General features: G+C 64.3%; 22 protein-coding genes. 15 read left to right on the plus strand and 7 right to left on the minus strand.

Annotation, left to right across the window (positions count from 1 at the left end; all coding sequences use genetic code 11):
* Positions 1–2: 2 nt before the first annotated feature.
* The 3 genes from AC1D1F_RS09045 to AC1D1F_RS09055 all read right to left on the minus strand — a co-directional run bounded on the left by AC1D1F_RS09045 (position 3) and on the right by AC1D1F_RS09055 (position 1,925).
* On the minus strand, positions 3–515 hold the full coding sequence (locus AC1D1F_RS09045) for a GNAT family N-acetyltransferase (RefSeq protein WP_477675414.1): 513 nt from the start codon (positions 513–515) through the stop codon (positions 3–5).
* A 44-nt stretch (positions 516–559) separates the two neighbouring features.
* Positions 560–1,318, minus strand: a complete 759-nt coding sequence (locus tag AC1D1F_RS09050) for a DUF1223 domain-containing protein (protein ID WP_477675415.1) — start codon at positions 1,316–1,318, stop codon at positions 560–562.
* Positions 1,319–1,406: 88 nt separating this feature from the next.
* Positions 1,407–1,925 carry a hypothetical protein gene (locus tag AC1D1F_RS09055; protein ID WP_477651851.1) on the minus strand — a complete coding sequence of 173 codons (519 nt, stop codon included), beginning with the start codon at positions 1,923–1,925 and terminating at the stop codon, positions 1,407–1,409.
* 186 nt (positions 1,926–2,111) lie between these two features.
* Here AC1D1F_RS09055 and AC1D1F_RS09060 point away from each other — a divergent pair, with 186 nt between their 5' ends.
* Together AC1D1F_RS09060 and AC1D1F_RS09065 are read left to right on the plus strand one after the other, a co-directional pair.
* The gene (locus AC1D1F_RS09060; protein ID WP_477696561.1) at positions 2,112–4,478 is read left to right on the plus strand and encodes a Tex family protein; all 2,367 of its coding nucleotides are present in this window, start codon (positions 2,112–2,114) and stop codon (positions 4,476–4,478) included.
* Positions 4,479–4,562: 84 nt separating this feature from the next.
* Positions 4,563–5,648 carry a patatin-like phospholipase family protein gene (locus AC1D1F_RS09065; protein ID WP_477696560.1) on the plus strand — a complete coding sequence of 362 codons (1,086 nt, stop codon included), beginning with the start codon at positions 4,563–4,565 and terminating at the stop codon, positions 5,646–5,648.
* A gap of 24 nt (positions 5,649–5,672) precedes the next feature.
* Here AC1D1F_RS09065 and AC1D1F_RS09070 read toward each other — a convergent pair whose 3' ends face one another.
* Positions 5,673–6,776, minus strand: a complete 1,104-nt coding sequence (locus AC1D1F_RS09070) for a porin (protein ID WP_477678406.1) — start codon at positions 6,774–6,776, stop codon at positions 5,673–5,675.
* Positions 6,777–7,159: 383 nt separating this feature from the next.
* Between AC1D1F_RS09070 and AC1D1F_RS09075 the strand changes: the two genes are divergently transcribed.
* Positions 7,160–8,884 carry an Hsp70 family protein gene (locus tag AC1D1F_RS09075; RefSeq protein WP_477678405.1) on the plus strand — a complete coding sequence of 575 codons (1,725 nt, stop codon included), beginning with the start codon at positions 7,160–7,162 and terminating at the stop codon, positions 8,882–8,884.
* Complete coding sequence (locus tag AC1D1F_RS09080) at positions 8,881–10,641, plus strand: hypothetical protein (protein WP_477696559.1); 1,761 nt, start codon at positions 8,881–8,883, stop codon at positions 10,639–10,641. The genes AC1D1F_RS09075 and AC1D1F_RS09080 overlap by 4 nt, the downstream gene beginning before the upstream one ends.
* A 14-nt stretch (positions 10,642–10,655) precedes the next feature.
* Here AC1D1F_RS09080 and AC1D1F_RS09085 read toward each other — a convergent pair whose 3' ends face one another.
* Complete coding sequence (locus tag AC1D1F_RS09085) at positions 10,656–11,792, minus strand: iron-containing alcohol dehydrogenase (protein WP_477678407.1); 1,137 nt, start codon at positions 11,790–11,792, stop codon at positions 10,656–10,658.
* 157 nt (positions 11,793–11,949) lie between these two features.
* Here AC1D1F_RS09085 and AC1D1F_RS09090 point away from each other — a divergent pair, with 157 nt between their 5' ends.
* Together AC1D1F_RS09090 and AC1D1F_RS09095 are read left to right on the plus strand one after the other, a co-directional pair.
* Positions 11,950–12,906, plus strand: coding sequence for an alpha/beta hydrolase (locus tag AC1D1F_RS09090; protein ID WP_477696558.1), 957 nt, complete (start codon positions 11,950–11,952; stop codon positions 12,904–12,906).
* Positions 12,907–12,919: 13 nt separating this feature from the next.
* Positions 12,920–13,777 carry a YbgC/FadM family acyl-CoA thioesterase gene (locus AC1D1F_RS09095; RefSeq protein WP_477678737.1) on the plus strand — a complete coding sequence of 286 codons (858 nt, stop codon included), beginning with the start codon at positions 12,920–12,922 and terminating at the stop codon, positions 13,775–13,777.
* On the opposite strand, the gene AC1D1F_RS09100 is transcribed toward AC1D1F_RS09095, so the two are convergent.
* Together AC1D1F_RS09100 and ygfZ are read right to left on the minus strand one after the other, a co-directional pair.
* On the minus strand, positions 13,764–14,585 hold the full coding sequence (locus AC1D1F_RS09100; RefSeq protein ID WP_477678738.1) for an NRDE family protein: 822 nt from the start codon (positions 14,583–14,585) through the stop codon (positions 13,764–13,766). The two genes, AC1D1F_RS09095 and AC1D1F_RS09100, sit on opposite strands and share 14 nt — an antisense overlap.
* Positions 14,585–15,523, minus strand: coding sequence for a CAF17-like 4Fe-4S cluster assembly/insertion protein YgfZ (ygfZ, locus tag AC1D1F_RS09105; protein WP_477700702.1), 939 nt, complete (start codon positions 15,521–15,523; stop codon positions 14,585–14,587). Before ygfZ ends, AC1D1F_RS09100 begins: the two co-directional genes overlap by 1 nt.
* Before the next feature lie 84 nt (positions 15,524–15,607).
* Between ygfZ and mltG the strand changes: the two genes are divergently transcribed.
* The 9 genes from mltG (at position 15,608) to AC1D1F_RS09150 (ending at position 22,785) form a co-directional block, all read left to right on the plus strand.
* On the plus strand, positions 15,608–16,615 hold the full coding sequence (gene mltG, locus AC1D1F_RS09110; protein ID WP_477696557.1) for an endolytic transglycosylase MltG: 1,008 nt from the start codon (positions 15,608–15,610) through the stop codon (positions 16,613–16,615).
* Between the two features lie 2 nt (positions 16,616–16,617).
* Positions 16,618–17,310 (plus strand): dTMP kinase, encoded by a 693-nt coding sequence (gene tmk / locus AC1D1F_RS09115; RefSeq protein WP_477700703.1) that lies wholly within the window; start codon positions 16,618–16,620, stop codon positions 17,308–17,310.
* On the plus strand, positions 17,307–18,410 hold the full coding sequence (locus AC1D1F_RS09120) for a DNA polymerase III subunit delta' (protein ID WP_477678522.1): 1,104 nt from the start codon (positions 17,307–17,309) through the stop codon (positions 18,408–18,410). Before tmk ends, AC1D1F_RS09120 begins: the two co-directional genes overlap by 4 nt.
* A gap of 60 nt (positions 18,411–18,470) precedes the next feature.
* On the plus strand, positions 18,471–18,851 hold the full coding sequence (locus tag AC1D1F_RS09125; protein WP_007874426.1) for a PilZ domain-containing protein: 381 nt from the start codon (positions 18,471–18,473) through the stop codon (positions 18,849–18,851).
* A gap of 110 nt (positions 18,852–18,961) precedes the next feature.
* Positions 18,962–19,762 (plus strand): TatD family hydrolase, encoded by an 801-nt coding sequence (locus AC1D1F_RS09130; protein ID WP_477696556.1) that lies wholly within the window; start codon positions 18,962–18,964, stop codon positions 19,760–19,762.
* Positions 19,759–20,427 carry an ankyrin repeat domain-containing protein gene (locus tag AC1D1F_RS09135; protein ID WP_477678520.1) on the plus strand — a complete coding sequence of 223 codons (669 nt, stop codon included), beginning with the start codon at positions 19,759–19,761 and terminating at the stop codon, positions 20,425–20,427. The genes AC1D1F_RS09130 and AC1D1F_RS09135 overlap by 4 nt, the downstream gene beginning before the upstream one ends.
* On the plus strand, positions 20,421–20,852 hold the full coding sequence (locus tag AC1D1F_RS09140) for a hypothetical protein (RefSeq protein WP_477678519.1): 432 nt from the start codon (positions 20,421–20,423) through the stop codon (positions 20,850–20,852). The genes AC1D1F_RS09135 and AC1D1F_RS09140 overlap by 7 nt, the downstream gene beginning before the upstream one ends.
* Before the next feature lie 148 nt (positions 20,853–21,000).
* Positions 21,001–21,456 (plus strand): hypothetical protein, encoded by a 456-nt coding sequence (locus AC1D1F_RS09145; RefSeq protein ID WP_477678518.1) that lies wholly within the window; start codon positions 21,001–21,003, stop codon positions 21,454–21,456.
* A 645-nt stretch (positions 21,457–22,101) separates the two neighbouring features.
* Positions 22,102–22,785: a hypothetical protein gene (locus tag AC1D1F_RS09150; protein WP_477696555.1), complete on the plus strand. Its 684-nt coding sequence runs from the start codon at positions 22,102–22,104 to the stop codon at positions 22,783–22,785.
* Positions 22,786–22,803: the final 18 nt, after the last annotated feature.

A 22,803-nucleotide genomic window follows, 5' to 3' on the forward strand; every position in this document is an offset into this window, starting at 1 on the left:
GTTTAGCGAACGGTGGCAGCCTGGGATTCCTTGCGCATGGCAAGAACCCGCACATCCGACAGGCCCGGCACCCCCACAAAACCCAGGCGCTCGTAAATGGCCAGCGCCGGGTCGTTGTCGCGGTAGACACGCAAGGTGAAGGCGCTTGCGCCGGTGGTACGAGCGGCCTCGGCCATCAGCAACTCGCACAGCGTGGTCCCCAGGCCCTGGCCGCGCGCGGCGGTCGCCAGGATGATGCGGGCCAGGTGCGCCACACCGGGATCACGCACCCAGAACTGCCCAAAGCCCAGGGCCGGGGCCGCCGAGCCTCGGCTCATCACAAAACTGTGGGCACCGGGCTCAGCGAGCAATTTCGAGAGCCGTGCCGGCTTGAACGGATATTTCAGCTTGGGGCCGGCCCAGCGCAGGCAGGTGTCGGCGTCCTTGACCCAGCTGCCCAGCGCCAGGTAGTCGGCGGCCTCAGGCGGGCGCAGGCCCGGCGGCGGCGGAGAAGAGGGCGCGGACGAGGATTCCATTGCGCCATTGTGCGGCAGGCCCGCCGGACCTGATCACAAAGTCTTCAGGCGGGGCATTGCAGGCTCACGGCCTGCAGGGTCTTGCCGGTCTTGGGGTCAAACACCACGAGGTTGACCTGGCGTTCATGGCCGGGCGTGGCGGCGATGCTGCGGAAGCTGAGCTTTTGCGGCGGGGCACCCTCGCTTTTGTAGTCGCCCGCCTGGGTGTACTGGCGCACCACGAAGTCGTGCTTGAGGAAGGCGCCGGTGTTTTCGCCGGCCTGCACTTTGGAGTTGTGGCCGTGTTCGGTGACGGTCCAGTAGGCCGACCACGAAGGCGACAGCTGCCGCTCGGCCACAGGGGTCACCACGGCTTCAAACTGGTCGGCGCCCAGCTGCGTCAGTACGATGGCGGCGCGTGCCGGCTCCTTGCCGCCGGGCGGCCTGGGCCCCCAGGCGGGCAAATCTTTGCCGTTGAGCACTGCCTGCGGGGTGTAGACACTGCGCAAGCTGTTGCGGGCGGCGACTTCGTGCTGGCGTTTGGTGTAGGCCGGCGCGGCGAAGCGGTCGACCCAGCCGATGTAGTCCCAATAGCCGACGTGAAAAGCCTGCACCACCATGCCGGAGCCCTTGAGCGAGGACAGCCATTTGTCGGCGGGCGGGCAGGAACTGCAGCCCTCGGAGGTGTAGAGCTCCATCACCGGGGTGATGGCCGGCCCCGATTGGGCGGTGCAGGCGTCTTGCGCCGCCAAGGCGCCGCAGCTCATGGATAGCACGGTGATGGCTGTGATCGAATGGATACGTGGGTTTGAACGGGTTGGCATGGGCATCTCCAGGGGCATTGAACAGGCGCCGCACCCGAAAAGTGCGGCCGCCTGCTGGTGGCCATTGGTCGCGCGATGCCGGGGTTTCTTACACTAGCGGCATGGTCAGGTGGTCTTTTTGCGCGCTGCCCATGCCGTTGCGGCGCTCAAGCTGGTCTTCCAGCTGGCCCACATGGGCCGCCACGCTGTTGTCGATTTGCTCGAGCCGCGCCAGCAAGGCCTGCTGCTGCTGGGCGAAGCGTTCGGCCAGCACGGTAGCCGCGGCGGCTTCGCGGTGCTGCGCGGCCAGCGCCTGGACTTCCAGGTAGCTGCGCAGTTCGGTGAAGCGCGAGGCTTCGGCCTTGTCGGCGAGTTCGCGCTGGGTGTTGAGTTCGCGCGAGTACTTGCGGGTTTCCAGCAGGTGGGTGCTTTGCATATAGAGCGTGGTGGCCAGGAAGACCACGGTGGCGATCACCAGCAGCAGCAACATGAGCAGGCCCAGTGAGACCTGCACGGTGGTAAAGCCCAGGCTCAGCATGCTCACGCGCGTGAACTCGTCCAGATTGAGGGCCACCAGGCCCGACAGCAGCAGGATGCCCACCACCAGCAATATCGTGCGAATTCTCATGTCCGTCTCCCCTTGAATAAATGTAAGAAATTGCTTTTCAGCCTTGGCCATTATTGGGAGCCGGCGAGCGTTTTGCCTGTGGGACAATGCCGACCCTTGGCGTCAGTTTGTGGGTTCGCGAAACCCCGCGCCCTGGCCGCTCATTCCTGTTTCATTCTTTCCAGCTTTTCAGCCCTTTTTCCCGACATGCAAAAAATCATCCGCCAGATCGCGGCAGAAATCAAAGTCCAGGAACACCAGATCAAGACGGCCGTGGAGCTGCTCGACGGCGGCGCCACTGTTCCCTTTATCGCGCGCTACCGCAAGGAGGCCACCGGCGGGCTGGACGACATCCAGCTGCGCGAACTCGAATACCGGCTCGGCTACCTGCGCGAGCTCGAAGAGCGCCGCGAGGCGGTGCTCAAAAGCATCGAGGAGCAGGGCAAGCTCACGCCCGAGCTGCGCGCGGCGGTCGAGTTCGCCGCCACCAAGCAGGACCTGGAAGACTTGTACCTGCCCTTCAAACCCAAACGCCGCACCAAGGGCCAGATCGCGCGCGAGGCCGGCATCGAGCCGCTGGCCGACAAGCTGTTCGCCGACCCGTCGCTGGTGCCGGCCGACGAGGCCGCGGCCTTTGTGAAGGCCGAGAAGAACGAAAGCGGCGACGACTTCACCACTGTGCAGGCCGTGCTGGACGGCGTGCGCGACATCCTTTCCGAGCGCTGGGCCGAAGATGCGGGCCTGGTGCAGTCGCTGCGCAACTGGCTGTGGAGCGAAGGGCTGTTCAGCTCCAAACTGGTCACCGGCAAGGACGAGAACAACACAGACAACAGCAAGTTCCGCGACTACTTCGACTATGACGAACCTATCGGCCGCGTGCCTTCGCACCGTGCACTGGCCGTGTTCCGCGGCCGCGGCCTGGAAATCCTGGACGCCAAGCTGCTGCTGCCCGAGCTAGCCGAGCCAGGCAAACCGAGCATCGCCGAAGGCAAGATCGCCCTGCACCTGGGCTGGAGCCACAAGGCGCGCCCGGCCGATGACTTGATCCGCAAGGCCGTGGCCTGGACCTGGCGCGTCAAGCTCAGCCTCTCGCTGGAGCGCGACCTCTTCACGCGCCTGCGCGAAGAGGCCGAGAAGGTCGCCATCAAGGTGTTTGCCGACAACCTGCGCGACCTGCTGCTGGCGGCGCCGGCCGGCCCGCGCGTGGTGATGGGCCTGGACCCGGGAATCCGCACCGGCGTGAAGGTGGCGGTGGTCGACGCCACCGGCAAGCTGGTGGAGACCTCCACCGTCTTCCCGCACGAGCCGCGCAAGGACTGGGACGGCTCGCTGCACACCCTGGCCAAGCTCTGCGAAAAACACGGCGTGAACCTGATCGCCATCGGCAACGGCACGGCCAGCCGCGAGACTGACAAACTTGCTGCCGACCTGATCAAGGGCATGGCCAAGGTTGAGCAGGTCATTGAAAAAGTCGTGGTCAGCGAGGCCGGCGCCTCGGTCTATTCGGCCAGCGAGTTCGCCTCGCAGGAAATGCCCGACGTGGACGTGAGCCTGCGCGGCGCCGCCAGCATTGCGCGCCGCCTGCAGGATCCGCTCGCCGAACTCGTCAAGATCGACCCCAAGTCCATCGGTGTGGGCCAGTACCAGCACGACGTGAACCAGAGCGATCTGGCGCGAAGCCTGGACACCGTGGTCGAGGACTGTGTGAACAGTGTGGGCGTGGACCTGAACACCGCCAGCGTGCCGCTGCTGGCGCGCGTCTCGGGCCTGTCGCAGACCGTCGCCAAGTCGGTGGTGCGCTGGCGCGATGCCAACGGCGCTTTCGCCTCGCGCGCCGATTTGCTCAAGGTGACCGGCCTGGGTGCCAAGACCTTTGAGCAGAGCGCGGGCTTTTTGCGCCTGCGCAGCGGCAGCAACCCGCTGGACATGACGGGCGTGCACCCTGAAACCTACCCGGTCGTCGAAAAAATCATGGCCCACACCGGCAAGCCTGTGGCCGAGCTCATGGGCCGCGCCGAAATGCTCAAGACCCTGAAGCCCGAGCTGTTCGCCAACGAGCAGTTCGGCGTGATCACGGTCAAAGACATCATTACCGAGCTCGAAAAACCCGGCCGCGACCCGCGCCCGGATTTCAAGGTGGCACGCTTCAACGAGGGCGTGGAAGACATCAAGGACCTGAAAGAAGGCATGACGCTGGAAGGCACGGTCAGCAACGTCGCGGCCTTCGGCGCCTTTGTCGACATCGGCGTGCACCAGGACGGCCTGGTCCATGTGAGCCAGCTCGCCAACAAGTTCGTCAACGACGCGCGCGAAGTCGTCAAGACCGGCGACATCGTGAAAGTGCGCGTGACCGAAGTCGACGTGGCACGCAAGCGCATAGGCCTGACCATGAAGCTGGACGCCGCAGCGGCGCGCCGCGATGGCCCGCGCGACAACCGTTTTGAAAGCGCGCGGCCACCCGGTGGGCAGAACCGTGGCGGCAATTACGGCGGCGGGCGTGCCGGCGCGCCACAGCCCGCGGCCGCCACGGCCATGGAATCGGCCTTCAGCAAGCTGGCGGCGCTCAAGAAGTAGGCGGGGAGGGCGCGGCGGTCCCGAAAAGGACAGCCTTGCGCCTTGCCTGATGCTCCAATACGCCCGCAGCTCTATCGGATTTTCATGAAAGCCCTCCGCATCTACGCCGGCCCCAAGGCGCGCCTGCACATCGAACAGCACGGCCTGCGACCCGGTGACATCGGCGTGGTGCCGGGCGCGGCGGGCGGCCCCAAAGGCCTGATCCTGGGCGCGCTGGACCGTTTTATCTTTGGCGACTGGCTCACACAAACCGATCATCCGGTGCACCTGGTCGGCGCCTCGATAGGCGCTTGGCGCATGGCCACAGCCTGCCTGAACGACCCGGCGGCCGGTTTTGCGCGGCTGGAGCACGACTACATCCACCAGCACTACGAACTGCAGCCCGGCCAGAAACGTCCCACCGCGGATTTCGTGAGCGAGCAGTTCGGCCAGAGCCTCAAAGAGTTTTACGGCGGCCGTGTGCATGAGGTGCTGCAACACCCGCGTTACCGGCTGCACATCGTGACCTCACGCGGGCGCCACCTGCTGGGCCGAGAGCACAAGCTGGCCACGCCCTTGGGTTACCTGGGCGCCTTCCTCACCAACAGCCTGCACCGCAAGGCCATGGGCGCCTGGCTGGAGCGTGTGGTGTTTTCCACGCCCAATGCCAAACTGCCGTTTGCCACCAGCGACTACCGCACGCGCCAGGTTGACCTCAGTGAGGACAACTTCAAGCTCGCGCTGCAGGCCAGCTGCTCGATTCCTTTTGTGTTGCGCTCGGTGCACAACGTGCCCGGCGGGCCGCCCGGCGCCTACTGGGACGGCGGCATCACCGATTACCACCTGCACCTGAATTACGCGAGTGAGTTGGGTACAGCTGGGGCGGGCCTGGTGCTGTATCCCCATTTCCAGAAATCCGTGGTGCCGGGCTGGCTGGACAAAGGCCTCAAGTGGCGCCACAAGGCCACGCACTTTCTCGACAACATGGTGTTGCTGGCGCCCGACCCGGACTGGATCAAGACCCTGCCCAATGCCAAGCTGCCCGACCGCACGGACTTTGTGCGCTACGGGCCGGACTTGCAGGGCAGGGTAAAAGCCTGGAGTTCGGCGACCGCAGCCAGCGCGCAGCTGGCCGAGGAATGGCAGGAATGGCTGGCGCGGCCGGACCTGGGGCAGTTGGGCGCGCTTTGAGCGCGCCCGATGCTGCCTAAGCGCTTAAAACACGTGCGCGATACCCGCGTACACCGACTTCGGGCTCTGGCCGACAGCTGAGAGGGCCAGGCCCGGCGAGCTGCCGCCACCGCCGCTGATGGTGTAGCCGGCAGCGGACTGGTTGCTGATCTTGGTTGCGCCGCCGTAGAGCGTGGTGCGCTTGGACAGCGCATAGTCGTAGCGCACACCGATGGCCTTGGAGTTCGAGTTGGCCGTGGTCTTGTTCTTGAGCTGGCCGTAGGTCGCGATCAGCTTGCCCGCACCCAGGGGAGCCGAGGCGCCGATCTGGTAGGCATCGAGCGCGGGCGCGGCGGCCGCGTCACCGCGGCGGCGCACAAAAATGGCGGAAGGTTTGATCACCCCGAAATCGTAGGAAACCGCCAGGTCGGTGTACTTGTCGGTGTTGCCGACGATGTAAATGGTTTTTTCCGTCAGGTAGCTGACTTGCGCGGACAGCGTGCTGCTGGCGTAGCCGGCGGCAATGTTGAGCGTGTTGCCGGTGGATTTGGGCTGGCCCACGCCGGTCGATTCACCGAAAGCGTAAAACACATTGGCCTTGAAGCCGTTCCAGGTCGGCGTGGTGTACTGGATGGAGTTGTCGCGGCGCGTGGTGGCGTCGGCGAGCGAGCCACCGTTGATGCCCACGCCGGGGCCGGCGTAGTAGTTCAAGGCGCCCGACATGGTGAAACCGGCCGGGTCAAATGCCGCCATGGTGCCGAAGTGCGGCGTGTACTGGCGGCCGATGTTGACGGCGCCGAAATCGCCGCTCAGGCCCACCGTCGCCAGGCGCTGGAACATATAGGAAGCGCCCGTCGGGACAGTGCTGGTCGGGACGGTGGCGGTGCCGGTGCTGGCGCCCGTGTCCACCAGGACACCGGCTTCCAGTATGAAGTTGGCCTTCAGGCCGCCGCCCAGGTCTTCCGAGCCGCGAAAACCGAAGCGCGAGCCCATGGCGCCGCCACTGGAGATGCGTGTCACGGTGCCATTGCCCGCGGACGCCAGCTCGAGGAAGGAATCGAGCACGCCATAGACCGTGACGGAGCTTTGGGCCTGGGCCGTGCAGCAGGCCGCCGACAGCACCGAGAGTGCGAACAATTGGGTTTTCATGATGTCTCCTGTATGTTGTTGATCTGGCGTGCTTACCGACCTGGCGCCCTCCCGGATCCCTGCGCCCCGCAACCCGCCGCAGCCGATTGCGTGGAAATCGTTAACCACGGGCCAAGCGTAACGGGATTTTGGTTATAAATAATAAGTAAATAGACTCTTGCCAAGTCGCTCGTTTATGGTTATTAAACGTAACCATATCCGGGACTTGCCGGACTCCAGGCCTTGATCGGCCGTGGCGCCGAGGGTCGGGTTGCCGATGGGACTCCCCCAGCGGTGCCACGCCGGCGCTTTTGATCACGCCTTCTCCCAGCGGCGGCAACGTTCGCGTACGATACCGGGTTGCATAAAAACAAGCTCATACGAGGACAGGGGGGAATGGATTGATGATTGCCGGGATAGACCTCGGAACCACGCACAGCCTGGCCGCCATCTGGCGCAACGGCCGTTCGGAGCTGGTTCGAAACGCTTTGGGCGACGTGCTGACGCCATCCGTAGTCAGCATCGACGACGACGGAACGATTCTTGTGGGCCAGGCGGCACGCGAGAGGCTGCAAACGCATCCTGATCGCACAGCGGCAGTGTTCAAACGAGCCATGGGCACCGCCAAGACCTTCCGGCTGGGCAAGCGCGAATTCCGTGCGGAAGAACTTTCCTCGCTGGTGCTGCGGGCGCTGAAGGCGGATCTCGAAACCACGCTGGGTGAGGCCGTGACCGAGGCTGTGGTGACGGTGCCCGCCTATTTCTCCGACGCACAACGGCAGGCAACGCGTACGGCGGGGTCGTTGGCGGGCTTTGCGCAGGTGACCCTGCTCAATGAGCCCACGGCGGCCGCGCTGGCCTACGGCATGCACCAGAAGCAGAGTGAAACGCAATTCCTGGTGTTCGACCTGGGCGGCGGCACTTTTGATGTGTCGGTGCTGGAAATGTTCGACGGCGTGATGGAGGTCCGCGCGACCGCCGGCGACAACCACCTGGGCGGCGAAGACATTGATCAGCTGCTGATGGCGCATTTCGTGCGCGAAGCCGGCTTGCCCGACGTGGAACTCAACCGCAGCGCCACGCGTGCGCAACTGGGCGCGCGCATTGAGGCCGCCAAGAAGGCACTGTCCCTTGCCGACACTGCCGCAGTGAGCCTGGCCGCCGGCGGACGGGACTACACCATGACCCTCACCGCCGAGGTGTTGGAGGCCTGCATCAAACCGCTGATGGATCGCCTGCGTGAGCCGGTCGAGCGCGCCATGCGCGACGCCCGGCTGCGGCCGGCCGAACTCGATGCCGTGGTGTTGGCCGGCGGCAGCACGCGCCTGGCCTCTATCCGGCAATGGGCGACGCGCATGTTCGGCCGCTTTCCCGAAACGGCGCTGAATCCCGACGAAGTCGTTGCCCTGGGTGCGGCGGTCCAGGCCGGGCTGAAAATGAATGATGCGGCGCTTTCCGAGCGCGTGATGACCGACGTTTGTCCCTACACGCTCGGTATCGAGAGTGCCCGCGAAATCAGCAACGGCAGGCACGCCAATGGTTTCATGGCCCCCGTGCTCGAACGCAACACGGTGATTCCGGCAAGCCGCGTGCAGCGGTTCTCGCCCATCGTGGACTTCCAGCGGGAACTGCGCCTTAGCGTCTACCAGGGTGAAGCCCGCCGCGTGAGCGAGAACATCAAGCTGGGCGAGTTCAGTGTGAACCTGCCTTCGGGCCGGACACACGAGGTCTCGGTGGACGTACGCTTCACCTACGACGTCAACGGCTTGCTCGAAGTCGAGGCGACCGTCAACAAGGATGGCCAGGCCGTGGCCGAACCCGTCCGGCTGGTGATTGAGAACTCCGCCGACCACCTGACGCCCGAACAGATCAGCTCGCGGCTGGCGGCCCTGCACGAACTGAAAATCCATCCGCGCGACCAGATCGAAACCCGAACGCTGATGGCGCGTGCCGAGCGCTTCCACAGCCAACTGCTGGGCCAGGCCCGTGAACACCTTGCGACCGTGATCACGCGCTTTGAAGTCGTGCTGGAGTCGCAGGACCAGCGGCGCATCGCCCCGGTGCGGCAGGAGCTTTCCGACTTGCTGAAAACGCTGGACACTGATCGCTACGTGCTGGATGACGCATGATCTTCCTGTCCAATAATGGCCTGGCCCGGCTGCAGCTGGACGGCTCCGCGACCGAGCGCGACGTCAAGAAAGCCTATGCACGCGAACTCAAGCTGATCGACCCGGCAACGCAGCCGCAAGCTTTTGCCGAGCTGCGCGAGGCCTACGAAAGCGCCTTGGCACAGGTCCGGTTCACAGCGCAGTTTTCCGGAAAGTCCGAGCCCGCCGGTCGAACCGATGAGGCTGACGCCTCCGGGCAGGGCAGGGAAGAGGCCGGCGGCGACACACCGGCCCCCCAGGCGCCGGAGGCCGAGGAAGTCCACCCGGAGGAAACTGAAGAACCGCGGCGCGCGCAACCGGAGCCCGCCTTCATTGACGCCGCAGCCGAAAAACCGGCGCCAACCTCCACACCGGAATCTTCTCCGCCTCCCAGCCATTTGCCGTTCGAGCGTTTTGTGGAGGCCCTGACGTTCCCGTCGTCGGACCTGCCGGCCGCGCAGGCCATGCTGCGGCACTGGCTCGCGCAGGACGGCTTGATGCTGATGGCGGCCCGTGAAGCCTTTGAACTCGAGCTGATGGAGGCCTTGGCCTCACGCCGTTTCGGGCAGCGCACGGCGGTCGTGTTTCTGGCCGCATCGCAAGCGTTCCACTGGAATTCCGGCCGGCACGGCCTGTTGGAGCGCACAGGCCCCAACGGCGCCTATATTTCGTCGCTGCTTTACGAGATGGCCGTGCTGGATGGGACCTCGCAGTCGCGCTGGCTTGCCTTGACCGGGACGCCCGACCCGAAAAAGGCGTTGACGCTGCTGAAAGACGCAGAACGCATGGAATCGTTGTCGCCTGTCCTGGCGCGCTTGTTTTTTGCCGACGGCCATATTGCGGCCTGGCATCAGGCGCGGGATCACGCGCCTGTTCTGCTGCGTGGCTTCAAACGCGCCATCACGGTATATAAAAACAGTGCGTTGCTGCGCGGCATGCTGTACCTGCTCGTACTTCCGGTGATCGTCGTCAGCATCATGGCCGCAGCACTGTCATTGGCGCAATTCAAGGAGGCCAACCAGGCGTCAAGCCTCTGTGACGGCTACTTCGCCTCGGCGATGGCCAAGGGATGGAAAGACATTCCCCTGTCTGACATCACGCAACTGGAAAACTGCGCGCGCGGCATTCCACCCTTGCTCTGCAGCGACCGGGCTGCTCTGCTGGATGTGATGGGCATGGCCAAAAGCGTGCAGGGCAGCCATCTCTACTATTTCTCCCGGAATGGCATGCTGGTCAACCTGTCCGACGGCCGGCGGTTTGGCGCAGCGACACCCGCGGATTGTTCGGCTGTAATGAGTTTCGCGACGTTTACACCGTGGCTGGGCCAAGGGGACGAAAAAGCTGCAAGGCAACTCGTCGCGGATATCGCCAAATGCGTTACAAGCCGCGGCGATTCCATGGAAAGCCCGGCGCTGCTTGCGCTGCTGGCGCAAACCGACGCCTGGCCTGCGCCGCCGTCAGGCCGTGCGGGCAAACCTGCCGCACTCGGTTTACTGGTCAGCCAGCCGGTTACAGCACCCTTTACCGTCACGCCGCACAAGCCCTGGCCGGCATGCGTCGCGGTGATGAATGAAGACCTTCGCTCTCGCATGGGAGAAAAAGAAGGGCTGGCCGCATCGATACGCGCCAATTATTCTGCGATTCAACAACTACCCACTGTGCTCAAGACACCGCCGGGAAAGGCCGGCCCGCAGAGCGCAGCTGCGGATGCGGCGGTTGCAGCCGCAGCCGCGCGCTGATCATCATTCTTATTTCAGAGCGACGCCCCCAGCATCTCCTCATACTCCCCAGCCGTCGCAATCCTTGGATTCGTTTTGTGGCAATGGTCCGCCAGCGCGCCGGTGATGATCTGCCCGAACTGCTCACGTTGAACGCCCATCGCGGCCAGCCCGGTGGGCAGGCCCAGCCGGGCATTCATGTCGCGGATGGCCTCGGCGATGTCGCCGCCTGAGGCCAGCCCCATCGCACGCGCCATGCGGTCCAGGCGCTTGTCTTTTTGTACCGACTCGGCTTCGGCGTTGAAGCGAACCACCGCCGGCAAAAACATCGCGTTCAGCGTGCCGTGGTGCAGGCGCGGATCGACACCGCCCAGGCTATGGCTCAGCGAATGCACGCAGCCCAGTCCTTTCTGGAAGGCCATGGCGCCTTGCATGGACGCGCTCATCAGATTGAAACGCGCATCGCGGTCGCTGCCGTCGCGCGTGGCGCGCTCGATGTGCGCCCAGCCGCGCTCCAGGCCGTCCAGCGCGATGCCGTCGGCCGGCGGGTTGAAGGCCGCCGACATAAAGGTTTCCATGCAGTGCGCGATGGCGTCCATGCCGGTGGCGGCCGTCAGTTTGGCGGGCAGGCCCAGCGTGAGTTCGGGGTCGCAGATCGCGGTTTTGGGCACCAGGTGCCAGGAATGAAAGCCCAGCTTGCGGTGGTCGTCCACGATGATGATGGCGCCGCGCGCGACCTCGCTGCCGGTGCCGCTGGTGGTGGGCACGGCGATCAGCGGCGCGGCGCGGTCGGTGATCTTGAGGGAACCGCCTTCGATGGTGGCGTAGGTGGTCAGCGGCCCCTCGTGCGTGGCCGCGATGGCCACGCCCTTGGCGCAGTCAATCGCCGAGCCGCCGCCCACGGCGACCAGGCCGTCGCAGCCGCTGGACTTGTAGAGTTCGGCCGCGGCGCGCACCGCGGCCTCGGTCGGGTTGGACGGCGTCTGGTCGAATACCGTGACCTGCATGCCCGGCAGGGCGTCTAGCGCTTTTTGCAAAATGCCAGCCGCCTTGACGCCGGGGTCGGTCACGATCATCGGGCGCGTGATGCCCACGCGTTCGCATTCCTGCTTGAGCAGTTTCACGGCGCCGAATTCAAACTGGATCTGGGTGACGTAATAGATGAAGGCCATGCGGGCTGTCTTTCTGCGTTGTACGATGTGGGGCTATGCGGATCCTTGCGCTGACTTTAATGGCTTTCAAGGCATTCCGCCCAAATCCCCCGCACGCCAACCCCGATTCCCGTCACCTCGGTGATAGTGCCCGCGTTTTGAACCCCGCCATTCACTGATGCCGCCCAACCCGCAAACCCTGCTGACCCCCACCATGCGCGACGTGCTGAGCCGCATCGCCCGCGCCAATCGCCCGCCGTTCCATACCTTGACCCCGGACCAGGCCCGCGCCGCCTACGAGGCCGGCGCCGGCGTGCTGGAAATCCCCAAGCCCGCGCTGGAGCGCGTGCAAGAGCTGCGCATTCCCGCGCGCGACGGCGAATGGCTGGGCGCGCGGCTGTATGCGCCGTCCGACCAGGCTCTGCCGGTGCTGCTGTTCTTTCACGGCGGCGGCTTCACGGTGGGCAGCGTCGCAACCCATGACATCCTGTGCAGGCAACTGAGCCTGCTGGCCGGCATCGCGGTGGTGTCGGTCGACTACCGCCTGGCGCCGGCGCACAAGTTTCCAACGGCGGCCAACGACGCCTGGGACGCGCTGCAGTGGCTCGCCGCCCACGCTGTGGACCAAGGTTTGGATGCCTCACGCATCGCGGTCGGCGGCGACAGCGCGGGCGGCACGCTGGCCGCCATGTGCGCGGTGCTGGCACGTGACGCCGGCCTGCCGCTGGCCCTGCAGTTGCTGATCTACCCAGGCTGCGCCGCGCACCAGGACACGCCGTCGCACAAAACCTTCGCCGAGGGCTTTGTACTGGACGAGGCCGACATCAGCTGGTTCTTCAGTCAGTACATACGCAGCCCGGCGGACCGCGACGACTGGCGTTTCGCGCCGCTCAACGCACCCGACGTGGATGGCGTCGCCACGGCCTGGGTGGGCCTGGCCGAATGCGACCCGCTGGTCGACGAGGGCGTGATGTACGCCGACAAGCTGCGCACGGCCGGCGTGGCGGTGGACCTGGAGATTTACCGCGGCGTCACGCACGAATTCATCAAGATGGGCCGCATCATTCCCGAGGCCAGGCGCGCCCAGGCCGATGCGGCGGCGGCGCTGCGCGGCGCCTTCGGGCTGGATCCCTAAGGAGACGACAAGCATGAAACGACAGGACTTCCGCTTTTTCCACCGCCTGCGCGTGCGCTGGGCCGAGGTGGACATGCAAAAAATCGTGTTTAACGCGCATTACCTGATGTACTTCGACACGGCCATCACCGACTACTGGCGCGCGCTGGCCCTGCCGTATGAAGAGGCCATGGTGCAGTTGGACGGTGACCTCTACGTCAAGAAAGCGACCGTGGAATACCACGGCTCGGCGCGTTTTGACGAGCAGATCGACGTGGCGCTCAAGTGCGCGCGCATCGGCAATTCGTCCATGGCGTTTTCAGGGGCGATCTTCCGCGGCGATGAACTGCTGATCAGCTGCGAGCTGGTTTACGTGTTTGCCGATCCCGCCTCGCAGACTTCCAAACCCGTACCCGAGGCCTTGCGCCGCGTGCTGACAGGCTATGAAGCCGGCGAGGCCATGCTGCGGATCAAGACCGGCGACTGGGCCACGCTGGGCGCGGATGCCGGCAAGGTGCGCACCGCCGTGTTTGTGCGGGAGCAGGGCATTCCCATGGAGATGGAATGGGACGAGGCCGACAGCACGGCCCTGCATGCCGTGGCCTACAACGGCCTGGGGCAGGGCATTGCGACGGGGCGGCTGGTCCGCCACGCGGACGGCGTGGGCAAGATAGGCCGCATGGCGGTGCACCGCGCACTGCGCGGCTCCAACGTCGGCCGCGACATCCTGAATGCCTTGATGGAAGCCGCCCGCAGCCGGGGTGACGGCGAAGTCATGCTCTACGCCCAGCGCAGCGCCGAGGGCTTTTACCAGCGCCTGGGATTCTTGCCGCGTGGTGAGCCGTTTGAGGAAGTCGGCATTCCGCACATCGAGATGGTCAAGGCGCCTTGAAGCTGAATTGCTCGCGATGTACTGCGGCGACGGCCGGGTCCTCGCGGCCATGGGTGCGTTCTTCCAGCTCGATATTCCACCCGGCGCCGGACGCCGTCGCCAGCAGCACGGTGCTGCAGCGTGTGCCATAGGCTCGCCCCGGCACTTCCACAAAAGCACTTGAGAGCGCTTCCTCCAGGTCGGGTGGCACGCCGGTGTGCGGAAGGTCCTCAGGCAAGGCGCGCTGCCGGCTGCCCAGCGCCGTCCACAGCAGCTTTTGCAGGCCCTCATGGCCATCGCCGGTTTGCAAGGCGGCCGCCAGCACGCGCTTCAGTTCCAGGGTTTTAGGCCAGGGCGTGTCCAGCCCGGCATTGGAAAGCCCATACAAGCCAGGCGACAAAGCCTGGGCATGCAAGGCCGGCGCGCCCTCATATTTGTTGGTGACCCAGGTCCAGGCCTTTTGCCGCAAGTCGCCCAGCACCAGGTTGAAGCCGCCAAAGGCCGCGCCCTTGTCTTCGAGCGACGCCACAAAACCCGCTGCATCGCCGCTGCCTTCCAGCCAGCGCGTGACCAGTTCACCGCGCGAACGCGGTGCGGCTTCGGGCTGGGCTTGCCGCACATTGGTCAAAAAAGCGATGCGGCCGGCAGGCGTGATGCCCATCCAGGTGCCGCCTGCGCGAAGGTCGCGGCCGGAGATGATCTCTTGGCCCGAGGCGGTTTTCCAGCGGGCCAGCGGCAGCGTGGGCCGTTCCAGGAATTCATCGCGGTTGGCCGCGATCACCAGCGGCCAGCGTTGCGAGGTGCCGATGGCAAACGCAACCAGGCACATCAGATGTCTTCGAGCAGCGCGTAGGGCAGGGGGAGCAGGGTGAGGATTTCACCTGAAGCGCTTCCCAAGGTCAGGCGGCCGTCGGTGGCATCGGCGGCCGCGGAGGTCTGCATGGACACGATGGCGTCAAACCCACCGGCCGGGTTGGGGGCGGCCGCGGCGACCGTGCCGCAAGGCTGGCCAGCGTCGGAGGCATGGAACACCTCTTGCCCGACCGATGGCGTGCCAGCGGTGTGAGCCACGTAGGCGCGCCGCTTGAGCGTGCCCCTGAACTGGCTGCGCGCCACGATTTCCTGGCCGGGGTAGCAGCCTTTCTTGAAGTTCACGCCGCCCACGGATTCGTAATTGAGCATCTGCGGCACAAAGGCCTCGAAGATGGGCTGGGTAATCATCGCGATGCCGGAGCGCACGCCCAGCCATTGCCAGTCGGCGAGAGTGATGGGTGAGCCCTGGGGCGCGGGCGACCCGGCCGGCGCGCACCACAACGCGCGCGCCKGGCCGGCGCCGGGGTGCAGAAACACCAGGTTGGCGTCACCCAGATCAATCTTTTCCCACAGCGCACCGGCCCGGCCCGCGACCTGCGCCACGGCGGCCCCGGCAACGCCGTACAAGGCGAATTCGGCGCTCGCGTCGCTGAGTTTGGCCTTGGCGCGCAGCACAAACATGGACAGGCGCTTGAGCGTGGCGGGCAGGATGTCGCGGCTGCAGACCAGCAACAGGTCCGCGCCATGTTTAAAAACCACAAAGCTGGCCTGCATGCGGCCCTTGGCATTGCAGAAGGCGGCCAGGCGCGCTTCATGCTCGCCCATCAGCGCCACGTCCTGCGTCAGCTGGCCCTGCAGGAAGGTGACGGCATCGTCACCCGCCACGCGGATCACGCCCAGGTGCGTCAGTTCGGTGATGCCGGAAATCGGGGAGGCGGTGCTGGGCAGGGTCATGGGGTCTTCACGGTCGGTGGGGAGATGGGCTGAATTATCATAGGCCTGAGCTTTTGCGTTCTGTACTGAAAAGGTAGCTGGGTTGTGCGTCGTGTCTTTACAAGTCTGTTGATCCTGGTATTTGCCGGCGCCCTGCTGTTGTTCGGTGCGGCCCTGTGGTGGCTGAACGAGCCGATTCCCCTACGGTTGCCGCCCGGCAGCCAGGTGGTGGATCTGGAAATTGAACCCGGTACCCCTGCCAGCGGTGTGGCAGACGTCATCGTGGCCAGCGGCGCCGATGTGCCGGCGATTTTTCTCCATGCCTGGTTCCGCTTTTCGGGTCAGGGTCGGCTGATCAAGGCCGGCAGCTATGAGGTGGCGCCCGGCACCACGCCGCAAAAGCTGCTCAGCATGCTGGTGCGGGGTGATCAAGCCCTCAAAAGCGTGACACTGGTCGAAGGCTGGAACTTCAACCAGGTGCGCGCGGCGCTGCAGAAGGCCGAACAGTTGTCGCCCGACACGCTCAACCTGGCGCCCGAGGCCATCATGGAAAAACTGGGCAAACCGGGCGTGCACCCCGAGGGCCGCTTTTTCCCTGACACCTATACCTATGCCAAAGGCTCCAGCGACCTGGCCGTGCTCAAGCGCGCGGCACGCGCCATGGACAAACGCCTGGACGCCGCCTGGGCCCTGCGCAACCCGGACACCCCGCTCAAAACCCCCGACGAGGCGCTGATCCTGGCCAGCATTGTCGAAAAGGAAACCGGCAAGCCCTCGGACCGGGCGCAGATAGGCGGTGTTTTCACCAACCGGCTGCGCCTGGGCATGCTGCTGCAGACCGACCCGACCGTGATCTACGGCCTGGGCAGCAAGTTCGACGGCAACCTGCGCAAGCGCGACCTGCTGGCCGACACCCCTTACAACACCTACACCCGCGCCGGCCTGCCGCCCACGCCGATCGCCATGCCGGGCCGGGCCGCCTTGCTGGCGGCGGTGCAGCCGGCGCCGACCAAGGCCATCTACTTTGTCGCGCGCGGCGACGGCAGCAGCCATTTCAGCGGCAGCCTCGATGAGCACAACCGCGCGGTGAACAAATACATAAGAGGCCAGTGACCATGAGCACCAGACCTCTGAGCGGCCTCTTCATCAGCTTCGAAGGCATAGACGGCGCCGGCAAGTCCACGCACATCGCCGGCCTGGCCGAGGCTTTCAAGGCCGAGGGCAGGGCGGTGACGCTGACGCGCGAGCCCGGCGGCACGCCGCTGGCCGAGAAGCTGCGCGCCATGGTGCTCAACGACGCCATGGACCCGCTGACTGAGTCACTGCTGATCTTTGCGGCCCGGCGTGACCACATCGTCAACGTGATCGCCCCGGCGCTGCTGCGCGGCGACGTGGTGCTGTGCGACCGTTTCACCGACGCCACCTTTGCCTACCAGGGCGCGGGGCGAGGCTTTGACCTGACGCTGCTGGCGACGCTGGAGCAATGGGTGCAGTCCGACGAAGGCCTGCTGGGCGACCCGGCCGGCAACTCGCCGATGAAGCCCGAGGTCGAAACCGTGATCGAGCCGCACCTGACGGTTTGGTTCGATCTGGCGCCCGAAGAAGCCGCGCTGCGCCTGGCCGGTGCGCGCGTGCCCGATAAATTCGAGGCCCAGCCGGTGGAGTTTTTCCGCCGCGTGGCGCAAGGTTATGCCGACCGGCAGAAAAAGCACCCCGAACGTTTTGCCCGCATTGACGCCGCCAAGGGCCGCGACGAKGTCTGGCAGGCGGTGTGCCAGGTCTTTATGGCCAAGGGCTGGCTGCCATGAGCGATACCGATACCGTGAACGCCCCGGCCGAATCAAACAACCCGCCGCTGGCGCCCTGGCTGCAAACCCAGCTTGAAAGCCTGCTGGCCCAGCGCGGCCACGCCTGGCTGCTCAGCGGGCCTTCGGGCCTGGGCCAGTTCGAACTGGCGCTGGCGCTGGCCCGCGCCTGGCTCTGCGAAGAAGCCACACCCCAGGGCGCCTGCGGCCATTGCGGCAGCTGCCACGCGGTCGACGTGCACACCCATGCCGACCTCTGCATGCTGATGCCCGAGACCCTGTCGCTGGCCCTGGGCTGGCCGCTGGACGAAAAAACCCAGGACGAGCTCGACAGCAAGAAGCGCAAGCCCAGCAAGGAAATCAAGGTCGACGCCGCGCGCGAAGCCGTGTCCTTCACCCAGTTCACGCGTTCGCGCGGCACGACCAAGGTCGTGCTGGTGTTCCCGGCCGAGCGCATGAACAACGTCACGGCCAACACCCTGCTCAAGACACTTGAGGAGCCGCCCGGCGCCGTCAAGTTCATCCTGGCCACCGACGCGGCGCACCAGTTGCTGCCCACCATACGCAGCCGCTGCCTGGGCCACACCATGGTCTGGCCGGACTTCGAACTGGCGCTGGGCTGGCTCCAGCAAGAGACCAGCCAGGCGGGCGAGGGCGGCGCCCCCAAAAAAGCCACACCCGCGCCCAAGCCGGCCGACCTGCAAACCCTGCTGGTCGCGGCCGGCGGGCGCCCGGCCGATGCGCTGGCCTGGGCGCAGGAGAGCCCGCCCGGCGAATCCGCCCAGCATTGGCAGGCCCTGCCCAAAGCCATGGCGCGCGGCGATGTCAGCGCCCTGTCGGACTGGGCGCCCGCGCAGGCGGTCGATGCCCTGCAAAAGCTTTGCCACGACGTGCTGGCCGTGCGCATGGGCGCCGCACCGCGGTTTTTCAATGCCGCCGACCTGTCCGCCGCGGCCGGCAAGGCCGGCGCCGGGCTGTATGCGCTGGCCAGCTGGTCGCGCGAGCTGTCGGCCATTGCCCGCACCGTCGAGCATCCTTACAACCCGGGCCTGATGCTCGAATCCCTGGTCAGCCGCGCCCGGCTGGCGCTCAACGCCAAATAAAGGCGGCCATTCTTGCTGCAATTCCGGACATCGCCCCTCCCAAACCGATAAACTAAAGCCATGAGCACAACGCCCCCCGCCAGTTCCCCCGCAGCCGCCGGCGCCCGGCCCAGCGTCGTCCAGCTGGCCATCAAGGAAAAAGCGGCGCTCTATGCCGCCTACATCCCGCTGTTCAAGGAAGGCGGCGTTTTTATCCCCACGGCACGCGACTACAAGCTCGGCGACGACGTCTACGTGCTGCTGACGCTGCCCGAAGACACGCAGCGCTACCCGGTGGCCGGCAAGGTCGCCTGGGTCACCCCGGGCAGGGCGGCCGGCAACCGTACCCAGGGCGTGGGCGTACGTTTTCCGTCCGACGAAAAATCCCGCCTGCTCAAGATCAAGATCGAGGAAATCCTCGGCGCGCACCTGGCCTCCGACAGGCCCACGCAGACGATTTAAGCCAGCCGGCGGCTGCGCCGGCCGCCCCGGGTTTCATGCATTCAAACTCTGTTCCTCTGTATATATAGAGGGGCAGCAGCACCTATCCAGAGCCTGGAGCTATTCCGGAAATGTTCACCGACTCCCACTGCCACTTAAGCTTTCCCGAGCTGCAGGCCCAGCTGCCGCAAATCCGACAGGCCATGCAGGACGCCCAGGTCGACCGGGCGCTGTGCATCTGCACCACCCTGGAAGAGTTCGAGACCGTCCACGGGCTGGCCACGCGCTATGACAACTTCTGGGCCACCGTGGGTGTGCACCCCGACAACGAAGACGTGCGCGAACCCAGCCTCGACGACCTGCTGGAGCGCGCCGCCCTGCCCAAGGTGGTCGGCATCGGCGAAACCGGGCTCGACTACTACCGCCTGGGCGAGCGCACCGTGGCCGACATGGAATGGCAGCGCGAACGCTTCAGGGTCCACATACGCGCGGCCCGGCAGACCGCCAAACCGCTGGTCATCCACACCCGCAGCGCCTCCGACGACACGATTGCCATCCTCAAGGAGGAGGGCGGCAACGCGGGGCAGGCCGGCGCCGCCACCGGCGTTTTCCATTGCTTCACCGAAACCCTGGCAGTCGCCCGCGCGGCGCTGGACCTCGGGTTTTACATCTCGTTTTCCGGCATCCTGACCTTCAAGAATGCGGCCGACCTGCGCGAGGTTGCCCAGTTCGTGCCGCTGGACCGCATGCTGATAGAGACCGACAGCCCCTACCTTGCCCCCATGCCTTACCGCGGCAAAACCAACAATCCGTCTTACGTGCCCTTCGTCGCCAAACAGATTGCCGAACTGACCCAGCAGCCGCTGGAGGCCATCGCCGAAGCCACCAGCCGCAACTTCGAGCAGCTGTTCAATGGGGTCAAAGCGCCATGAAAAACCTCATCCATTACTTTAAGAAGACAATTTACCTTATTGTTATTTCTGGATTTTCTTCCGTGAATGCCGGCTCCTACGAAGACTTCTTCCTGGCCATCAAACAGGACAATCCCGCCGTCATCCAGAACCTGCTGCAGCGCGGGTTTGACCCCAATACGGTCGATCCCAACGGCCAGACCGGCCTGTTTATCGCCCTGCGCGAGCCTTCGCCCAAGTCCGCCGAAGTGCTGGTCGACTGGCCAAAAATCGACGTCAACGCCCTCAACAGCAAGGGTGAAAGCGCCCTCATGCTGGCCGTCCTCAAGGACCACCAGGCATTGGCTGAAAAGCTGATCAAGAAGGGCGCCGACGTCAACAAGACCGGCTGGACGCCGCTGCATTACGCCGCCACCAACGGCCACCTGGCCCTTATCAGCCTGCTGCTGGAGAACAACGCCTACATCGACGCCGAATCGCCCAACGGCACAACACCTCTGATGATGGCCGCCATGTACGGCACGGCCGAGGCCGTGAAGCTGCTGCTGCAGGAAGGCGCCGACCCGCAGCTCAAGAACCAGCAAGGCCTGACCGCCGTGCAGTTCGCCGAGCGCGGCAACCGCCCGGACTCCGTCGAAGCGATAGCAGCCGCGATCCGCGCCAAGCGGCCGGCCGGGCAATGGTGACGCGGGACTTCAAGATCCAGAAGTTCGCCAATGCACTGGTTCCCGGTGCCGTGACCTTTGCATGGGTCAATGGTGACGCCACGCTCAAGCACATCCGGAAAAAGTACGGCGGCCTGTGGGTGGGCGGCAAGGTCACGGTAACGCCCGACGGCATCCGTTTCGCACCCAATGGAATGAACAAGGCTCTGCACGTCGGCCTGGAGTCAGTCCACATTCCCTTGGCCGGGATCACGTCGGTGCACCGGGAGTTTGGCTGGCTGACCGGCATCGTGGTGGTCAAACATGTCGGGGGTGAATTCCGGTTCCGGTGCTTCGGGGCAAAGCAGACAGCAAAGGCGCTGGAATCCAGAATGCCGGGGACCCGGTCTTTATCTTTAGGTTCCACGATGTATATTCCGGACTCGTTATTACAACTATGTAGTTAGAGTCTCGTTGTCATAACACCACGATCTTTGTGATGTTAAGTAAACCCTCCCCTAATCGGAGGGTTTTTTAATGCCGAGAGCGCATCGGTCAGATGGTCAGCTAGAAAAATATCTGTTGCCAGTATGCTCTAGATGCCATCAAAGGAACATGCTCACCATGCGCTCAGATCATCCCGACCCCGAAGTTAGTGCAGCAGTCAAAAACCTTTTGACCGCAACTAGCGACGCTCTCACGCTTCAAGAACTGCAAGCAATGCCCGCCCGAATTGGTACCCAGTTGATCGCGACCAACGGAAGCGAGTTTCTTTTTTCAATGCCGCCCGGCATGCGGGAAGATTTTCAAGAGTACCAATTATTTTTTATGGGCAGATTGTTCGAAGTGCGGCAAATGCTTGATTTTTCAAAGTATTCCTTGGTGAACTTCCCGAAAGAAATGGAAGATCGCCGTGAGCTAGTACAAGAGAAATTCGCCGCGCTGATCCTAACCACAGAGGTTGGCCTCGGTTGGTTTGCTCCAGCTCGCTGGGACGACTTGGGGGAAGTCCAAAAGTCGCTTTGTAAGCCTAAATTTATCGAAGACAACATACGTGCCCATCTGATGTGAATTCAGATAAAGAGGGATGGAGCTGACTGATGGATCAAAACATTCCACGATATGTATTCCGGACTCGTTATTACAACTATGTAGTTAGAGTCTCGTTGTCATAACACCACGATCTTTGTGATGTTAAGTAAACCCTCCCCTAATCGGAGGGTTTTTTTATGCCCGAGCGATTCACCCTATGAGTGACTAGGAGGAGGGCTGAGAATCAAGTCTAATAGCTAACGGCCGCTTTCGGCCAAAAGCGGGCATGGTGAGTCCATAAGTAGAGTCAGCCTCAGTGAAATTCGAGATCGTTTATATTTTTGAGACACAGCGACCGGTGATGCTTTTCGCTCGTCAAGTGGAACCGGGCGATTTCACACTCGCGCAGTCACCGATGCTGGGTGGGGTGCCTATCAAACGCTCCGTCTCGCAACCTCGCGCATTAACGAAGGACGGGAGCCCTGATATGACTCAGTTCGCCTTTGTGCTGTCCTCTGCGAATGATTTGCCGAGGCTAAAGGTTGGTCAAATAGTCGACCTAGCATGATCAACTGAGGTCTGCTTTGGGCCCAAAGCGGACATGATGAAATATTCCACGATATGTATTATGTTAAGTCTTATTCAGATCGACACGACGTACAACCCAAGCCCCGAAAGGTCCGCATGAATCGCACCCTACTTTGGCCGGCACAGATGGCCGCGTTTCCTGGCAGGACGGCAAGGACGGCCAGCCTGATCGCTGTTTGCGTGGCGCTTGTTGCGGGTTGCGCCTCTGATCGCCCCGAGCCGGTCAACACGCGCTGCGGTGATATCCAGCTAAGCCAGAACGACCGTCCCGTGGAATCGAACGGCGCGTCGGTCACCATCCGCCGCATGCCTTTCACTGTGAGCTATCTCGGGAAGGCTCAGGGCGTGTTCAGGCTACACGCGGCCTCGCCGCATTCGCCGACCAACGTCCTGCGTGATGCGCCCGCGGACCTCTGGCTTGTGGATTCCAGGCCGCTGAAGCGTGAGCCTGGCGATCTGCGCCTCGCCGGACATATTCTGGAACACACACGCTCGTCCAGCTACGACGCGGGCCCTGACGTGAACATGCCTCGGCAGCTCCGGCGCCCGGCAGGCCAGCCTTCGGATTCACGCCCCGTTGGCCGCCTGGACTACAACGAACCGACGATTGGCGACGACCCCGGCAAGCAATGGATGCGGGTGGCCAAGGTGCACGGGCAAGCCCTTCCCGGTTCGAAGTGGCCTGTGTTGCACCTGACTTCGCTGGTCGGCGCGCCTGCGCCGGCTTCCTCCTCCCCGGAAGTGGTGAACTGGTCGGCCTGCACCGTGTTCTTCGAGTGAGCGCGCCCCGCTACCCTG

The organism is Polaromonas sp. P1_H6 (assembly GCF_056405195.1).

Bases quoted from the DNA above. Each gene is read 5' to 3' on its own strand.
- AC1D1F_RS09045 (WP_477675414.1), bottom strand. From the start codon at position 515: ATGGAATCCTCGTCCGCGCCCTCTTCTCCGCCGCCGCCGGGCCTGCGC.
- AC1D1F_RS09050 (WP_477675415.1), bottom strand. From the start codon at position 1,318: ATGCCAACCCGTTCAAACCCACGTATCCATTCGATCACAGCCATCACC.
- AC1D1F_RS09055 (WP_477651851.1), bottom strand. From the start codon at position 1,925: ATGAGAATTCGCACGATATTGCTGGTGGTGGGCATCCTGCTGCTGTCG.
- AC1D1F_RS09060 (WP_477696561.1), top strand. From the start codon at position 2,112: ATGCAAAAAATCATCCGCCAGATCGCGGCAGAAATCAAAGTCCAGGAA.
- AC1D1F_RS09065 (WP_477696560.1), top strand. From the start codon at position 4,563: ATGAAAGCCCTCCGCATCTACGCCGGCCCCAAGGCGCGCCTGCACATC.
- AC1D1F_RS09070 (WP_477678406.1), bottom strand. From the start codon at position 6,776: ATGAAAACCCAATTGTTCGCACTCTCGGTGCTGTCGGCGGCCTGCTGC.
- AC1D1F_RS09075 (WP_477678405.1), top strand. From the start codon at position 7,160: ATGATTGCCGGGATAGACCTCGGAACCACGCACAGCCTGGCCGCCATC.
- AC1D1F_RS09080 (WP_477696559.1), top strand. From the start codon at position 8,881: ATGATCTTCCTGTCCAATAATGGCCTGGCCCGGCTGCAGCTGGACGGC.
- AC1D1F_RS09085 (WP_477678407.1), bottom strand. From the start codon at position 11,792: ATGGCCTTCATCTATTACGTCACCCAGATCCAGTTTGAATTCGGCGCC.
- AC1D1F_RS09090 (WP_477696558.1), top strand. From the start codon at position 11,950: ATGCCGCCCAACCCGCAAACCCTGCTGACCCCCACCATGCGCGACGTG.
- AC1D1F_RS09095 (WP_477678737.1), top strand. From the start codon at position 12,920: ATGAAACGACAGGACTTCCGCTTTTTCCACCGCCTGCGCGTGCGCTGG.
- AC1D1F_RS09100 (WP_477678738.1), bottom strand. From the start codon at position 14,585: ATGTGCCTGGTTGCGTTTGCCATCGGCACCTCGCAACGCTGGCCGCTG.
- AC1D1F_RS09120 (WP_477678522.1), top strand. From the start codon at position 17,307: ATGAGCGATACCGATACCGTGAACGCCCCGGCCGAATCAAACAACCCG.
- AC1D1F_RS09125 (WP_007874426.1), top strand. From the start codon at position 18,471: ATGAGCACAACGCCCCCCGCCAGTTCCCCCGCAGCCGCCGGCGCCCGG.
- AC1D1F_RS09130 (WP_477696556.1), top strand. From the start codon at position 18,962: ATGTTCACCGACTCCCACTGCCACTTAAGCTTTCCCGAGCTGCAGGCC.
- AC1D1F_RS09135 (WP_477678520.1), top strand. From the start codon at position 19,759: ATGAAAAACCTCATCCATTACTTTAAGAAGACAATTTACCTTATTGTT.
- AC1D1F_RS09140 (WP_477678519.1), top strand. From the start codon at position 20,421: ATGGTGACGCGGGACTTCAAGATCCAGAAGTTCGCCAATGCACTGGTT.
- AC1D1F_RS09145 (WP_477678518.1), top strand. From the start codon at position 21,001: ATGCTCACCATGCGCTCAGATCATCCCGACCCCGAAGTTAGTGCAGCA.
- AC1D1F_RS09150 (WP_477696555.1), top strand. From the start codon at position 22,102: ATGAATCGCACCCTACTTTGGCCGGCACAGATGGCCGCGTTTCCTGGC.